Source organism: Pantoea sp. X-Soil-ISGK-285, from assembly GCF_059730815.1.
Map to the genome: position 1 here is coordinate 1 of NZ_AP035940.1, position 15,099 is coordinate 15,099.

General features: G+C 54.0%; 13 protein-coding genes. 10 read left to right on the forward strand and 3 right to left on the reverse strand.

The features are described 5' to 3' along the window. Positions 1–200 precede the first annotated feature (200 nt). From AC6I8B_RS21835 to AC6I8B_RS21865, 7 genes are all read left to right on the forward strand, one after another. Complete coding sequence (locus AC6I8B_RS21835) at positions 201–1,403, forward strand: AAA family ATPase (protein ID WP_010256940.1); 1,203 nt, start codon at positions 201–203, stop codon at positions 1,401–1,403. Beyond that, positions 1,400–2,371, forward strand: a complete 972-nt coding sequence (locus AC6I8B_RS21840; RefSeq protein WP_010671957.1) for a ParB family protein — start codon at positions 1,400–1,402, stop codon at positions 2,369–2,371. The genes AC6I8B_RS21835 and AC6I8B_RS21840 overlap by 4 nt, the downstream gene beginning before the upstream one ends. A 219-nt stretch (positions 2,372–2,590) precedes the next feature. Continuing rightward, positions 2,591–3,517, forward strand: coding sequence for a fructokinase (gene cscK, locus AC6I8B_RS21845; RefSeq protein ID WP_022624231.1), 927 nt, complete (start codon positions 2,591–2,593; stop codon positions 3,515–3,517). 156 nt (positions 3,518–3,673) lie between these two features. After that, positions 3,674–5,209, forward strand: a complete 1,536-nt coding sequence (locus AC6I8B_RS21850; protein ID WP_064689869.1) for a carbohydrate porin — start codon at positions 3,674–3,676, stop codon at positions 5,207–5,209. A 67-nt stretch (positions 5,210–5,276) separates the two neighbouring features. Further along, on the forward strand, positions 5,277–6,647 hold the full coding sequence (locus AC6I8B_RS21855) for a sucrose-specific PTS transporter subunit IIBC (protein ID WP_497817789.1): 1,371 nt from the start codon (positions 5,277–5,279) through the stop codon (positions 6,645–6,647). Continuing rightward, a complete protein-coding gene (locus tag AC6I8B_RS21860; protein WP_157354232.1) occupies positions 6,647–8,062 on the forward strand; it encodes a sucrose-6-phosphate hydrolase in 1,416 nt (471 codons plus the stop codon). Before AC6I8B_RS21855 ends, AC6I8B_RS21860 begins: the two co-directional genes overlap by 1 nt. 29 nt (positions 8,063–8,091) lie before the next feature. Continuing rightward, on the forward strand, positions 8,092–9,096 hold the full coding sequence (locus AC6I8B_RS21865) for a substrate-binding domain-containing protein (protein ID WP_033786377.1): 1,005 nt from the start codon (positions 8,092–8,094) through the stop codon (positions 9,094–9,096). A gap of 20 nt (positions 9,097–9,116) precedes the next feature. Here AC6I8B_RS21865 and AC6I8B_RS21870 read toward each other — a convergent pair whose 3' ends face one another. After that, a complete protein-coding gene (locus tag AC6I8B_RS21870; protein ID WP_157354235.1) occupies positions 9,117–10,307 on the reverse strand; it encodes a cytochrome P450 in 1,191 nt (396 codons plus the stop codon). A 22-nt stretch (positions 10,308–10,329) separates the two neighbouring features. Further along, positions 10,330–10,875: a chorismate mutase gene (locus AC6I8B_RS21875; protein ID WP_033781041.1), complete on the reverse strand. Its 546-nt coding sequence runs from the start codon at positions 10,873–10,875 to the stop codon at positions 10,330–10,332. A 381-nt stretch (positions 10,876–11,256) separates the two neighbouring features. Here AC6I8B_RS21875 and AC6I8B_RS21880 point away from each other — a divergent pair, with 381 nt between their 5' ends. Beyond that, on the forward strand, positions 11,257–11,502 hold the full coding sequence (locus AC6I8B_RS21880; RefSeq protein ID WP_010256916.1) for a hypothetical protein: 246 nt from the start codon (positions 11,257–11,259) through the stop codon (positions 11,500–11,502). A 1-nt stretch (position 11,503) separates the two neighbouring features. Here the strand turns inward: AC6I8B_RS21880 and AC6I8B_RS21885 are convergent, their stop codons facing one another. Continuing rightward, the gene (locus tag AC6I8B_RS21885; RefSeq protein ID WP_157354239.1) at positions 11,504–12,415 is read right to left on the reverse strand and encodes a GNAT family N-acetyltransferase; all 912 of its coding nucleotides are present in this window, start codon (positions 12,413–12,415) and stop codon (positions 11,504–11,506) included. Positions 12,416–12,934: 519 nt separating this feature from the next. Here AC6I8B_RS21885 and AC6I8B_RS21890 point away from each other — a divergent pair. Both AC6I8B_RS21890 and AC6I8B_RS21895 read left to right on the forward strand, forming a co-directional pair. Continuing rightward, on the forward strand, positions 12,935–13,108 hold the full coding sequence (locus tag AC6I8B_RS21890) for a hypothetical protein (protein WP_497817790.1): 174 nt from the start codon (positions 12,935–12,937) through the stop codon (positions 13,106–13,108). 397 nt (positions 13,109–13,505) lie between these two features. Next, positions 13,506–15,089: a sensor domain-containing diguanylate cyclase gene (locus tag AC6I8B_RS21895; RefSeq protein WP_089415087.1), complete on the forward strand. Its 1,584-nt coding sequence runs from the start codon at positions 13,506–13,508 to the stop codon at positions 15,087–15,089. Positions 15,090–15,099 lie beyond the last annotated feature (10 nt).

A 15,099-nucleotide genomic window follows, 5' to 3' on the forward strand; every position in this document is an offset into this window, starting at 1 on the left:
TCGCCATTTTAAGTTCTCTGTCTCCACAAACCTGTAAGACACAAAAAAGCAGAGCGATTCACTTTCCAGGATTTACAATAGCACTCTGCTTGCATCTCACCATCGCGGAGAAAAAATCCAGGTTTTTGGCATTTTTCTAAAAAATTGGCAGGTATGTGCTTTTTGTGTAGTATGCAAAAAACATTAACGCAGAGGGGCTTATGAAGCGTGATTATGGTGGAGTGCTGGAAATGGCCACACGTGCCAATTCCATGTTACATGGACTGAGTAACCATATTGAGCAGCAGCGTCAGGAATTTAACCAGACCGGTTTTTACCAGACCTTCTCCCGGAATGCTGTCGCCAACATGCCATTGCTGAGTAAGCATGCTGTTGTCGCCGCAATTGGTGATATGGAAGCAGCAGGTTATCAGTTTGGGAAAAAACAGACCGGCAGCACCTCACAATATGCCCTGACTATCCAGAATGTGGTCGACATCTATCAGCATCGTAAAGTACCGAAATATCGCGATCGGCACGATGGCCCCTTTGTCGTATTCGTTGTCAGCCTTAAAGGTGGTGTCTCAAAAACAGTGAGCACAGTCACGCTGGCCCACGGTATGCGTGCACATCCTTCTATGTTACATAATGACCTGCGTATTCTGGTTATCGACCTGGATCCACAGGCATCAAGCACGATGTTCCTGAGCCATACCAACAGTGTCGGTTCAGTTCTGGAGACGGCAGCGCAGGCGATGCTGAACGATCTGGATGCTGACCAGCTTCGTAAGCAATTCATTAAACCTACTGTCATGCCAGGCGTTGATGTGATCCCAGCCTCTATCGACGATGGTTTTGTTGCAAGCGACTGGGAAGAGCTGGTTGCTGAGCATCTGCCAGGCGTTGCGCCTTCGGAAGTACTACGCCGCAACGTGATTGATCGTCTGGCGGGTGACTACGATTTTATCTTCCTTGATACCGGACCTCACCTTGATTCATTCATGCTGAATGCAATTGCGGCCAGTGATGTATTGCTGACGCCGACGCCTCCTGCACAGGTCGATTTCCACTCCACCATGAAGTATCTGACGCGTCTGCCTGAAATGCTGGAGCGTATTGAGTCCGAAGGCATTGAGCCACGGCTTAAAGCCAATATCGGCTTTATGTCCAAAATGACTTCTAAACACGATCACCTGACTTCGCAAAGCTATGCCAGGGAAGTGTTTACTAAATCGATGCTGGACTGCAGCCTGCCGCGACTGGATGGATTTGAACGCTGCGGCGAATCCTTTGATACGGTGATCAGTGCCAATCCCTCCTCTTATCCGGGCAGTGCGGACGCTCTGCGCAAAGCTAAATATGAAGCCGAGCAGTTCTCAAGGGCTGTGTTTGACCGCATTGAATATATCAGGAGTACCCTGTGAGCAAACCTATACAGCGCATCGGGCGCAAGTTTGGTGATTCTGCTATCGCAAACATGATCGACAGCAGCAGCCAGTCGCGCACATTTACGCTGAAGTCGGGCGCGAAGGCCACCTTTGTGCGCCAGCTAATCCTGCATGATGATATTGAAACCAGAACCAGCGTTGACCCAAAAATCAACGGACGTGACCAGAGCACGCTGACGCCGGAATCGCTTCAGGAGATCACCCGTACTATTACGCTGCAGCAATTTTTTCCGGCTATTGGTCGTGTCAACGGTGACCGGATTGAAATCATGGATGGTTCGCGCCGCCGCGCCGCATGCATTCTTTCCGGTGCCAGTCTGGAAGTACTGGTCACCGCTGATGAACTGAGCCTTAGTGATGCGCGTCAGCTGGCTGCGGACATTCAGACAGCAAAAGAGCATAACCTGCGTGAATTAGGCCTGCGCTTTATGCTGATGAACGAAAATGGCATGAGTAAAACAGAGATTGCTAAAGCAGAAGGCATCTCAAACGCAAAGGTCTCACGTGCGTTCCAGGCCGCAGCCGTACCCGCTGAATTTATTGAACTCTTTCCGGTCGTATCAGAGCTGACACTTCAGGATTACCAGCTACTGCTCGATGTCTGGGAAGAGGCGAAAGCGGAAGCGGTTGATGTCACCGCGCTGGTCAGCGATATTAAGCAAACGCTTAAAGCTGATGATTCCCTGCTAAGCGCCAATGCGGATGAGAAGAAGAGCGCGATTCTTAACGGCTTTAAAAGCGCCCGTCGTCAGTTAAAAAAACCTGCACCCGTCAGCAAGACGGTGACGGAAAAGCTGGCTACTTTTACCACAGCTAATACCTATGCGCGTCGTAAAACTAATGATGAGAAGCGCACTGTGCAGTATGAATTCAGCCGTCTGCCAAAAGAGATTGCTGAACAGATCGACGCGTCAATCAGACAGATACTCTCCACATTAAAATAATCCTCTTTACGTTTTTGATACCAGAACCGGCCTCTGTGCCGGTTTTTTAATTCTTTCCTCCACCGGCCTCCCGACAGTGCAATCCGCATCTTATCTCTTCGCCTGATAACGACTTCTGTTAATTACGCATCATTTCCGCAGGGTAATACTTGAACTCAGCACGGTTTATCGCTATAGCTAAAACGGTTTAGCTATCAGGTTTAATCAGAGGATTTTTTTATGTCTGTACGCGTATGGTGCCTCGGGGATGCCGTGGTTGATTTGCTTCCCGAAATGCCGGGTCGCCTGATGCAGTGTCCGGGTGGGGCGCCCGCCAATGTCGCCGTTGGAGTTGCCCGTCTGCAGGGAAACAGCGCTTTTATCGGGCGGGTAGGGGATGATCCCTTTGGTGAGTTTATGCGGCAAACGCTCATTGAAGAGAAGGTTGATACCCGCTACATGATCGCTGATACGCAGCACCGCACTTCAACCGTGGTGGTCGGATTGGATGACCATGGCGAACGTTCCTTTACCTTTATGGTGAGGCCGAGTGCTGACCTGTTTCTTGAGGTGCAAGACCTGCCCGTATTCCGGCACGGGGAGTGGCTGCACTGCTGTTCGATTGCCTTATCAGCTGAACCTTCACGCACGGCGACCCTGACTGCCATGGAGCAGATCCGGGCAGCAGGCGGGCATGTCAGTTTCGATTTAAATCTGCGTCATGACCTCTGGCCCGATCCGGAACTGCTGCATGCGGTGGTGAACGAGGCGCTGAGCCATGCGGACGTGGTTAAACTGTCCGACGAGGAACTCAATTTTCTCTGTCCGGATCAGGAACCGGCTATCACCATGCCGCAGCTGGCAGTGCGATTCAGCATAAAATTATTGCTGGTCACGCGGGGCAGGGAAGGTGTGATCGCCTGCTATCAGGGCCAGCTATACCACTATGCTACTTCGCCCGTGGCCAGCATCGACACCACGGGCGCAGGTGATGCCTTCGTGGCCGGATTACTCTGGGGGCTGGCTAAGTCGGGTCTTCCTGCCGATGAATCGCAGCTGGCCATTTGCCTTACCAGTGCACAACGCTGCGGTGCACTGGCAACCACGGCTAAAGGGGCCATGACAGCACTTCCGCGGCTCCACCAGCTGGACGACCTGCCAGGCTAATTATCTTATTGCCCCTGTTTTGGGAGCTATCTCACAATCACTAAACCGGTTTAGCAATTTTCATTGCGCAGGGAAATTACCCGTGGCTATGATTTGCGCCTAAACCGGTTTAGCAAAAATCCGGTGATGATAGCCTCTCTTCAGGGACATAAAAAAATGAAAAAAAGCACGTTAGCAGTGAGTCTCTCAACGATATTACTTTCCACATCAGTCTGGGCCGACTCCAGTATGAGCAGCATTGAAGCACGCCTTGCGGCCATGGAGCAGCGACTGCAGGCAGCCGAGCAGCGAGCGAATGCAGCGGAAACCCGCGCACAGGTCGCGGAGAAACAGGCACAGATGGCTGAGAAGCAGGCACAGCAGCTGGCTGCCGTGCAACAACAGACCCAAAACTCCACCGCTGAGGTCGCGCAGCGCACCGCGAAACTGGAACAGAAATCAGCCGATGAAGGTGGCTTCGAGTTCCACGGTTATGCCCGTTCAGGATTGCTGATGAACAGCTCGGCCGCCAAAACTCAGGGTGGCCCGACCGTTACCCCTGCCGGGGAAACCGGCGGTCACGTTGGTCGCCTTGGTAATGAACCGGATACCTACGTTGAGCTCAACCTCGAACATAAACAGACGCTGGACAACGGCGCGACCACCCGTTTCAAAGCGATGCTGGCCGATGGACAGCGCACCTACAACGACTGGACCGCCGCCAGCAGCGATCTCAACCTGCGTCAGGCGTTTGTCGAGCTCGGGCAGCTTCCCACCTTCAGCGGCGCATTCGATAACGCCACGGTCTGGGCCGGTAAGCGTTTTGATCGCGATAACTTTGATATTCACTGGATCGACTCCGATGTGGTGTTCCTTGCCGGTACCGGTGCCGGTATTTACGACATGAAATGGAGCGATCAGGCGCGCAGTAACATTTCCCTTTATGGTCGTACCTTTGGCGACATCGAAAACAATGAAAACACTGCGCAGAACTACATCCTGTCGCTGAATAACTTTGTCGGGCCGGTGCAGCTGATGGTCAGCGGTATGCGGGCCAAGGATAACGACGATCGCCGTGACATCGACGGCCTCAGAGTCAAAAGCGATGCGGCAGAAACCGGCGTACATGCGCTGCTTGGCCTGCATAACGACAGCTTTTATGGGCTGAGAGAAGGCACGTCGAAAACTGCACTGCTCTATGGTCATGGACTGGGCGCAGAAGTGAAGTCGATTGGTTCTGATGGCGCACTGTTGCCGGAAGCGGACACCTGGCGTCTGGCGAGTTACGGTATTACCCCGCTGGGCGGTGGCTGGCACATTGCACCTGCTTTACTGGCTCAGCGTAGTGACGATCGTTACGTCAAAGGTGACAGCTATGACTGGGCGACAGTCAACCTGCGGCTGATTCAGGAAATCACCCAGAACTTTGAGATGCAGTATGAAGGCTCTTATCAGTACATGGATCTGCGTCCCGAAGGCTACAACAACCGTAATGCGGTCAGCGGCAGCTTTACCAAACTCACCGTTGCGCCAACCCTGAAAGCCGGTGATGTCGGTGACTTCCTCAAACGTCCGGAAATTCGTCTCTTTGCAACCTGGATGAACTGGGATCACCGGCTGGATAACTATGCCAGTGACGACGCTTTCGGCAGTAAAGGATTCGATGCCGGTGGCGAATGGAACTTCGGCGTACAGATGGAAACCTGGTTCTGACCGGGCGGCCCCGGATGCCGGGGCCAGAGATCAGGATGGATAAAAACATAACAAGATTGAGGTGTGTATGGACTATATAAAAATATCGCGGGCATTGCTGCCCCTGCTGGGTGGTAAAGAGAACATCGCCAGCGCTGCTCACTGTGCCACCCGGCTGCGGCTGGTGCTGGCCGATGATGAAAAAGCGGATACCACCGCGATTGGCCGGATTGAAGGCGTTAAAGGCTGCTTCCGCAATGCGGGCCAGCTTCAGGTTATCTTCGGCACCGGCGTGGTGAACAAGGTCTACGCTGCCTTTATCGCCGAGGCGGGCATCAGTGAATCGAGCAAATCTGAGGCCGCTGATATAGCCGCACGTAAGCTCAACCCTTTCCAGCGCATCGCCCGCCTGTTGTCGAACATCTTTGTGCCGATCATTCCGGCGATTGTGGCATCAGGTCTGCTGATGGGCCTGCTGGGGATGGTCAAAACTTACGGCTGGGTCAATCCGGAAAATGCGCTCTATATCATGCTGGATATGTGCAGCTCGGCGGCCTTTATTATCCTGCCGATCCTGATTGGCTTTACGGCTGCCCGCGAGTTTGGTGGTAACCCGTTTCTTGGTGCGACACTGGGCGGCATTCTCACTCATCCGGCGCTGACCAACGCCTGGGGCGTCGCCGCCGGTTTCCACACCATGAACTTCTTCGGCATTGAAGTGGCGATGATTGGCTATCAGGGCACGGTGTTCCCGGTGCTGCTGGCGGTCTGGTTTATGAGCATGCTGGAAAAGCAGCTGCGTCGGGTTATCCCGGATGCGCTGGATCTGATCCTGACCCCGTTCCTGACGGTGATTATCTCCGGCTTTATTGCGCTGCTGATTATCGGTCCGGCAGGTCGTATGCTGGGTGATGGCATCTCCTTTATTCTCAGTACGCTGATTGCGCACGCCGGCTGGCTGGCAGGACTGGTGTTTGGTGGACTCTATTCGGTGATTGTGATTACCGGCATCCATCACAGCTTTCACGCTATCGAAGCCGGGCTGCTGGGCAATCCTTCCATCGGCGTGAACTTCCTGCTGCCTATCTGGGCGATGGCGAACGTGGCTCAGGGCGGTGCCTGTCTGGCCGTATGGTTTAAAACCCGCGATGCGAAGATCAAAGCGATTTCGCTGCCTTCAGCGTTTTCCGCGCTGCTGGGGATTACCGAGGCGGCTATCTTTGGTATTAACCTGCGCTTTATGAAACCCTTTATAGCGGGTCTGGTGGGTGGCGCGCTGGGTGGTGCCTGGGTGGTGTCGGTCCATGTTTATATGACTGCGGTCGGGCTGACCGGTCTGCCGGGCATGGCGATTGTCCAGGCGGGCTCTCTGCTCAACTATGTCATCGGCATCGCAATCGCGTTTACCACTGCGTTTGTGATCTCTTACCTGCTTAAATACAAAACGGATTCTGAATAATGGCCTCATCAACACGTCTTGCCGCCATTCTGCAGGCGGTGATGCAGGGTATGCCAAAGGCGCTCAGCGACAGCCACTACCCTGGCTGGCATCTGGCACCGGTAACCGGGCTGCTTAACGATCCCAACGGCTTTATCCATTTCGACGGTGAATATCATCTCTTCTATCAGTGGAACGCCCTGGAGTGCGCGCATCAGCAAAAATGCTGGGGACACTGGCGCTCAGCCGATCTGCTGCACTGGCAGCATCAGCCCATCGCCCTGATGCCGGACGAGGAGTATGACCGCAGCGGTTGTTACTCGGGCAGTGCGGTAGAGGATAACGGTGTACTGACGCTGATCTACACCGGTAATGTGAAGTTTGATGATGGTTCGCGCACCGCGTGGCAGTGTCTGGCGCAGCAGAACAGCGCGGGCGGTTTTGACAAACTCGGTCCGGTTATCGCCGTGCCGGAGGGTTACACCGGCCACGTTCGCGATCCCAAAGTGTGGCGTCATGAAGATCACTGGTACATGGTGCTGGCCGCGCAGACTACCCAGCTGCAGGGCAGGGTGCTGCTGTTGCGTTCTGATAATCTGCGCGAATGGCAGAATCTCGGCGAGATTGCGGGCAGCGAACTGGGCGGGCTGGACGCCGCTGGCTACATGTGGGAGTGCCCGGATATGTTCACCCTCGGCGACAGCACGTATCTGATCTGCTGTCCGCAGGGTGTTGTGCCTGAAGAGAAACGCTATCTGAACAGTCACGCCTGCGCCTGGCTCAGTGGCTCATTGGATTATCAGCAGGCTGCCTACCTGCATGGCCCGCTGAACGAAATGGATGCCGGGTTTGAATTCTATGCACCACAAACCACGCTGACCGCTGACGGCCGGCGTCTGCTGGTGGGCTGGATGGGAACGCCAGACGGTGAAGAGATGGCCCAGCCAACTGTGGCGCATCACTGGATCCATCAGATGACCTGTCTGCGTGAACTGAGCTCCCGCAATGGCCGGCTCTGTCAGCAGCCGATTGCAGAACTGCAGGCGCTGCGGGAGAGGGAGCTGCATTATCAGGGCCGCGCCGATGACGCGCCGCCGATCGCCGCGCAGCGGCTGGAGTTTGAGCTTGAGCTGGAGAGCCTGGGCGATATAGAACTCAATTTCGCCGATACGCTGATCCTGACGTGGCAGCAGAATGAACTGCGGCTTGCCCGTCGCAGCCTGGTATCGGGTCAATGGACCTATCGTTACTGGACAGGGGCTGCACGCCGGTTGCAGATCCTGTGTGACCACTCCAGCGTTGAGATCTTCATCAACGACGGGGAAGGGGTGATGAGCAGCCGTTATTTTCCGGACCATCCGGCGATACTAACCCTGCGCGGTCGCGCAGAACTGCAGGCCCGCTACTGGTCGTTACGTCGCTGCATGGTAGAATAAGCCCTTGTTTCACTAACCGATGCCTTGCCGTGAGAAAAACCAAACGCGTTACCATCAGTGACATCGCCGGGCTGGCTGGGGTTTCTAAAGCCACTGCCAGCCTGGTGCTCAACGGCCGTGGCGAAGAGTTACGGGTGGCGAAGGAGACGCGTGAGCGGGTTCTGACACTGGCCCGTGAACACCATTATCAGCCCAGCATACACGCCCGTATGCTACATGACGCCCGCAGTCATACGCTGGGGCTGGTGGTGCCGGAGATCACCAACCACGGCTTTGCGGCCTTTTCCCATGCGCTGGAAAATCTCTGTCGCGCCGCCGGTCTGCAACTGCTGATCTCCTGCACCGATGAAAATGCCGGTCAGGAGATGGCCGTGGTCAATAACCTGGTGGCGCGTCAGGTCGACGGGTTGATTGTCGCCTCCAGTATGCTGAGCGACAGCGACTATGTCAGCCTCAGCGAACAGCTGCCGGTGCTGCTGTTTGACCGCCACATGAACAATACAAGGCTGCCCTGGGTCATCACCGACTCTGTGACGCCCACCGCTGAGCTGGTCGAAAAGCTGGCGCGCACCTGTCCTGAGGAGATCTACTTTCTTGGCGGACAGTCTGACCTCTCCCCGACCCAGGATCGTCTGGCGGGATTCAAAGAGGGACTGATGCGGGCGGGTATGACGCTGCGGCCGGAGTGGATAATTCAGGGTAACTACCATCCCGGCAGTGGCTATGAGATGTTTGCCGCGCTCTGTCGCAGGCTGGGACGCCCCCCTAAAGCGATGTTCACCGCCGCCTGCGGTCTGCTGGAGGGAGTACTGCGCTACATTAGCGAGCATAACCTGCTGACCAGCGACATCCGCATTGCCAGTTTCGACGATCACTATCTCTATGATTCACTCTCCATTCCGATCGACACGGTTGAGCAGAATGTCCCGGCACTGGCGCAGGCCTGCTTTTCTATGCTGACCACGATGATCGCTGGTGAGGATCCCGCTGACAGTCAGCTTATCCTGCCCGCCACGCTGCGGCTGCGCGGTTAACCGCCGGGCGTTGCAGTGCTTTACCATTCGACCGGCAGGGCGCTGACGCCGCGCAGATTAGCTCTGTGGTTGCGGCGAACGCCAGCGGCCACAGGCCGCATCTCTGGCAATCGCGTCAGTAATACTTCCAGCGCCACCTCCATTTCCGCCAGTGCCAGCCGGTAGCCCATACAGTGATGTATACCGCCACCGAATGCCAGACAGCGCCCCTCATGCCGCCGGATATTCAGCCGTTCCGGAGAGGTAAATACCAGCGGGTCGTGATTGGCTGCACCAAGGCTAAGGAAGAAGCGGGTTCCGGGCGGGATGAGCTCTCCTGCCAGCTCAATCTCTTCCAGAGTCGTGCGGTAAAGCATCTGGACCGAACTGTCGTAGCGCAGACATTCCTCTATGGCATCGGGTATCAGCGCATGATTCTGTTTCAGGCTCGCAAGTTCCTGCGGATGAGCATGCAGGGCCAGAATGGTGTTGCACAGCATGTTTGACGTAGTTTCATGACCGGCAAGAAACAGCAGTATCACATTGGCGATGATCTCATCGTGATCCAGCCGGTCGCCGTCACTGCCGCTGCGCAGAAAAAGCGACACCAGATCGCTGGCGGTGCTATCACGTCGGGAGACGATCACGGCACTGAAGTAACTTTCCAGTACGGCAAAAGCTTCAGCGGCTTTCAGCAAATCCGCCTGACTGATTTGAGGATCGAAAACCCTGACCAGCGCAGAGGTAAGGCGACCCAGTTCTGGTGCATCAGATTCTGAGACATCAAGCATCCGGCAGATAATGCGCACCGGTAGCGGAAAAGCGAATGCCTGAGCCAAATCGCAGGCACGACGCCCTTCCAGTTCATCAACCAGTTCATTGGCTATCGTCAGCGCCATCTCCCGAAGAGATTTAATCTCCCGGGCGCTGAACGCCTTCATAACAAGTCCTCTTAACCGGTTATGATCGGGTGGGTTCAGCACCAGAAACATTCTGCTGATACCATGAAACAGCGGCAGTCCGGCTGCATCATCACCAAATCTTACTCTGACACTTTCCATATAATTTTTACCGACCCGCCGGTCGTTCAGCAGGGCGTCCACCACGGCGTGACTGCCGCTGATGATGATCTTATCTCCGGCAGGGATAAGCGGTCCCTGCTGATGCAGTTTTCGATAAAGGGGAAAGGGATTGTCAGAGTAGTCGGGGTCCATGAGTTCATGAAGCTGCATAGCGTACTCCGCTGATAGAGGATTAGTGCTGGCGCTGAATGCGGGAGAGGGAAGCGAACAGGCTGTTTTTATCACTCTCACTGAGGTGAGGTGCCGTGAGGTGTGACATCAGAAATTCTTTGTCCTCCTGCGAGAAGGCGCCGGTCATCAGCCGCTGGCTGATCGCCGTCAGGAGCTGGGTATCCAGCTGTTGTATCTGCTGTCTGGTCTCGGCCAGATCCCTGACAGGAACAGCGCTGTCTGGTGATGAGAGCCAGTCAGCCCGATAGCGATACTGGATCGCCTTGCTGGCGTTCATCAAAGCGTGCACAAACGGCTCCACGGAGTGGGGTTCAAGCCCGGCCTGTTGTGCGTTTTGCAGCATGTTATCCAGCACCACCTGTTCCCGTGGCAGATCCTCAATAGGTAAATGATGCAATGCTTTATAACCCGCCACCGCTTTCATTACCTGCATCCGTTCGTTGAGTGAGGTAGAAAGCGCCCCAAGAGAGACGGATGAGACTGAACCTGCGAAAACGTTACTGCACATAAACAGTGAAGAGAAAAAAATTGCCACAAAGTGAGTCATTTGCCTGCTCCATAAATGAAAACTGGCACTAATTTATGCATGAAAAAATAACTATGTGTGATTATTTTGTTTTCAAAATGTGAATCACAAGGCGGGTCAGTGAAATGAGAACAGGTCATTAATTTTAAAGTTATTTTTATCTTTATGGTCATTAAAGATTCACATTAATTTGCAATGCTGGCGGGTTGATTGGATATGACGTTTGAATGGATTCCCCCCTGATGCAGGTGGCGTTGCGCCATTTACGTCATCTCTGTGATGCCAGAATGAGTTTACGAGGCATGCCGGGTAGTGCGCACAGGAAAGCGCCATGCCGATCAGGGTTCAGGTATAATATGTTCTGCGAGTGTGGCCGTTTTTTAGCAGCAAAACGAGGTAGGTATGTCTGTATCCGAAGCTACTACCGGTGGTAAAAGTGTCGCGGCGTTAGTTGAGAGCCTGGAAAAACAGGCGGCAAAACGTTCAGACGCGAACTGGCACGAAGGTCTGAAAAGCAGCACCAAAATCGCACTGGAAAAAATTAATGGTGCGTTTGCTGCAAAATGGATCAGCGCAGACGAGAGCCTGAGCCTTAAGCAGCGCGTTTACAGTGTGCAGGATAAGTTGATTGAGCTGGCTTTATGGTGATTTAAATTGCCCGTCGGCCCGCACGTAAATCGGCAGGGGTAAAAAACTGATATTTCAGCACGCAGCGTCGCCCGGCATTTTGCGCGCTGCGCAGTGAAGGGGTGTTACCGGGCAGAATGGTACCGGTCAGCAGTGCCTTCTCATCATAATGATGATGAAGCTGCTGCAGCAAACGCTGCTGAGCGCGCGCGGCGAGTCCACGGCCCTGATAAGCGGGCATAATCACCTCATCCATAATCTGAAACCCCTCAATAAAGGTCAGTCGCCGGGGGACACAAATCATCAGCCCTGCCACTATGCCCTGCCAGATAATCAGAAACACATGTCCCGCGGCGATATCCTCCCGTAATTCCTGCCTGCTGGTTGCCAGTAACTGATCGCGCAGATGCGGCAGCGTGTGCCAGCTGGCACGATAGGCGCGGTTAATCGCCGTGATACAGGCGGGATAATCCTTCCGGCGGGCTGTCACCAGTGAAATATCTTCGTCGACAGGAACAGAGAGTGAAGCCAGGTCGCTGAGGAAAAGCAGTTGATCGGTTATACCGATGTCAGGATAAGTCGCAGGCAACAGGATGCGCAGCTTCAGGGGTTTCAGCGGCTGCCATGCCTGCATAATGGCGCTAGCGACCCTGTAATCGATGATGCCGTCACGCGCAACAACCTCAATAAAGGGCTGTGCAGGATCGCCACCCAGATAGCGCGGCCCGGTGAGATAACGCTGGCCGTTTATCGTCAGTTCTCGCTGCAAAAAGGCGTGCTGGGGCAGACCGGTTTCACGCCATGGAAAGGCGGCAGAAAAATGGTGATCGTGGCATCGTGTCTGCTGCTGCGCCAGCCAGCTGGCAAGCCAGTCGCTGAGACGTTCAGATGAGACAGGAACAGTACGGTAGAGCGACACCATATAATCCAGCATATAGATTCCTTATTGCCCGCCGTCAGTGATCTCCTGCCTCTCTCCACGATACATCTGTACCTTTGCCGGATTGCAGATGAGGCTGATGAGAGTGTAAACGATGTGCTCTGTTTATGACCATCTCAACCTCTCAGCCAGCACCATTACATCCCCTCTGCATGACGGCTCTGGACCTGCCAGACGGTGCAATGCTGACAATGTGAGCAGGTATACGTCATCTTCTGCGATCGCTTATCGTCGCCACCCTCTGAGCTGCATTAAACATGGGTTACGATCTATTCGGGTCTGGCTGGATTTCGTATACATGGTCAAATTAATTGATGAAATAAGGCAGGGTTGCCCAAAAATTTAAATGGGAAATAGAGGTGAAATTTTTACGTAAAAAATACGGAATCAGATAATCGGCAGCCGATAAATGGATTATGATAAAGAGGCTTTTCAATAATTATAAAATGTCCGATCTTTTTAACACCCGGGGGTTACATGGTTCATATTGATTTATGCACCCAGGAGGGCGTGATGAAAGCTTATGCTTTTCAGACGCCGATGCAGGCAATGACCCTGCTGGAAAAAATTAAAAATTGTGAATTTCAGTGGTTTAATCTGGAGTGGGAAGGGCGCCGCTATACCTGTCCGCATCATTTTATTAAAAGGCTCAGCAGCCGCTCTTATATTAAATCGTTCTGGCGTTAAATTCGCTTAAAAGATAAGGCTGATGCACAATTACTTATTATTGATGCAGGTTTTATTTAACTGTTCTACGCATATTTTTAACGTAATGATAAACGGGGCAGAGCCTGCCCCGTTATTTTCAGCGACCATATGGCGTTGTTATCACGGTCAACAGTAATAATAATGCGTCATCTGCACAGATACCGGCCTGCTCAGTATCATTATTACCGCTTAATCATTTTCTGCTGCTGCTTATCAGGGCTATCGAAACGCTAAACAATCCTTTATGCAGGGCTGGACGGTTGTGTGCTGCGCCGGCAATGCGCCGTGATCCTGTGTAAATCATCTTCTGTTCGGCCCTTGACGTGAAACGTCTACTGTTACACTCAGATGACACTTAATCCGGATCCCGACTGCAATGCCCCATGAAAAAATGCGCCTTCGCTCGCTGCTGACTTTGCTTTCCATCGGGGGCGTCATTCTGACCTCCGGTCTGCTGCTGAGTGCGCTGCTGCTCTTTCAGAAGGCCAACATCGAAGACAGTCTGCTTGAAGGGAACATTGCCTATGCCCGCAAGCTGGCTGATACCACCGATCGTTACCTGGCGACAGCGCAACGTGAACTGGCCTGGAGTGCGTCGCAGATCAAGGGGCTTAGTGATATTAAACGACTGGAAGGAGAGAGCGATCGCCTGCGAATGCAGTCGGGCTTTTTCAACTCGGTGGTGGTGGTAAATCATGATGCCATTATTGCAGCAACCTCACCCGATAGTCTTAATCTTATTGGCGTGAAGCTGCATTCGGCGGCCAGCCTGCAGGCCATAGCGACCCAGAAGCCTTTTATCTCTGCTCCTTTTACCTCTGCGGCCGGTAACTATGTGGTGTTTTTATCACAATCTCTGTTCAGCGAAGATGGCCGCTATCTGGGCTACATTGGCGGGACTATTTATCTCAAGAAACAGAGCATGCTGAGCGAAATCCTGAGCCAGCATTTCTATTCCAATGGTTCAACGGTCAGCGTGGTCAGCAATGAAGGGCTGATTATTTTCAGTCATGACGCGGCGCGCGTCGGAACAAAGATGCTGCTGAGTCTGGCACTGCAGAAACGGCTCGCCACGACAGAAAGCGGGCATTTCACGCTGGAGAGTGAGGGACAGCACTATCTGACCGGCTATGGCACACTGCATAAAACCGGCTGGAACGTTTTTATTACCGGCACCTCTGAAACGGTCAGGCATATTCTGATGCGCACGGCAGAAAGCGCCGTCTGGTTCGTTCTGGGCATTATTGCCGTAACAGCGGCCATTATTGCCTTTATGGCCGGTCGGATCGCCTCTCCACTGGAAAAGCTGGCGGACAGAGTGCGCGATGGCGGCAGCGAAGCCCAGGCGGAATCTCTCGCCACAGTCAAAACCTGGTATTACGAGGCTGATCGGCTCAAAGAAGCCGTGCAGGCTCATCGGCACGCCGTTGCGGGTCATCTTGCCGCGCTAAACGATGAAGCGATGACCGATCCGCTGACCGGGCTCTGCAACCGACGCGGATTTTCGGCGCTGGCGGCGCAGTCAGACAGTGAGCATGAACAGTGTGCCATCGCCATTGATATTGACCATTTTAAGAAGATAAACGACTGGTACGGGCATGACGCGGGCGATGCGGTTCTGGTGAGCCTGGCAGCGTTGCTGCGTCAGGCCTGTCGCACCGGCGATATCGTCAGCCGGTTTGGTGGCGAGGAGTTTATTCTGCTGCTGCCGCATACCACGCTGGCTGATGCCGTCCGCACCGCGGAACGCATCCGTGAGACCGTCAGCGCCACCACCTTTCCGTTTGCCGGAACGATGACCATCTCAGCCGGGGTGGCTTCGCGCAGCGATCAGGATAGCGATCGCGACTCTCTGCTGCGGCGTGCCGATGAAGCGCTTTACGAAGCAAAAGCCGCCGGGCGTAATACCGTCATCATTGCCGGAGCTGAGGAGTTCAGCGCGTCTGATTCGGCCGGGTAAGATTCCGGGG

What these genes read in the sequence shown, in the direction of transcription:
- AC6I8B_RS21875 (WP_033781041.1), bottom strand. Translation starts at nt 10,875, where the DNA reads ATGACTCACTTTGTGGCAATTTTTTTCTCTTCACTGTTTATGTGCAGT.
- AC6I8B_RS21890 (WP_497817790.1), top strand. Translation starts at nt 12,935, where the DNA reads ATGAAAGCTTATGCTTTTCAGACGCCGATGCAGGCAATGACCCTGCTG.
- AC6I8B_RS21850 (WP_064689869.1), top strand. Translation starts at nt 3,674, where the DNA reads ATGAAAAAAAGCACGTTAGCAGTGAGTCTCTCAACGATATTACTTTCC.
- AC6I8B_RS21835 (WP_010256940.1), top strand. Translation starts at nt 201, where the DNA reads ATGAAGCGTGATTATGGTGGAGTGCTGGAAATGGCCACACGTGCCAAT.
- AC6I8B_RS21885 (WP_157354239.1), bottom strand. Translation starts at nt 12,415, where the DNA reads ATGCTGGATTATATGGTGTCGCTCTACCGTACTGTTCCTGTCTCATCT.
- cscK (WP_022624231.1), top strand. Translation starts at nt 2,591, where the DNA reads ATGTCTGTACGCGTATGGTGCCTCGGGGATGCCGTGGTTGATTTGCTT.
- AC6I8B_RS21855 (WP_497817789.1), top strand. Translation starts at nt 5,277, where the DNA reads ATGGACTATATAAAAATATCGCGGGCATTGCTGCCCCTGCTGGGTGGT.
- AC6I8B_RS21895 (WP_089415087.1), top strand. Translation starts at nt 13,506, where the DNA reads ATGCCCCATGAAAAAATGCGCCTTCGCTCGCTGCTGACTTTGCTTTCC.
- AC6I8B_RS21860 (WP_157354232.1), top strand. Translation starts at nt 6,647, where the DNA reads ATGGCCTCATCAACACGTCTTGCCGCCATTCTGCAGGCGGTGATGCAG.
- AC6I8B_RS21880 (WP_010256916.1), top strand. Translation starts at nt 11,257, where the DNA reads ATGTCTGTATCCGAAGCTACTACCGGTGGTAAAAGTGTCGCGGCGTTA.
- AC6I8B_RS21870 (WP_157354235.1), bottom strand. Translation starts at nt 10,307, where the DNA reads ATGCAGCTTCATGAACTCATGGACCCCGACTACTCTGACAATCCCTTT.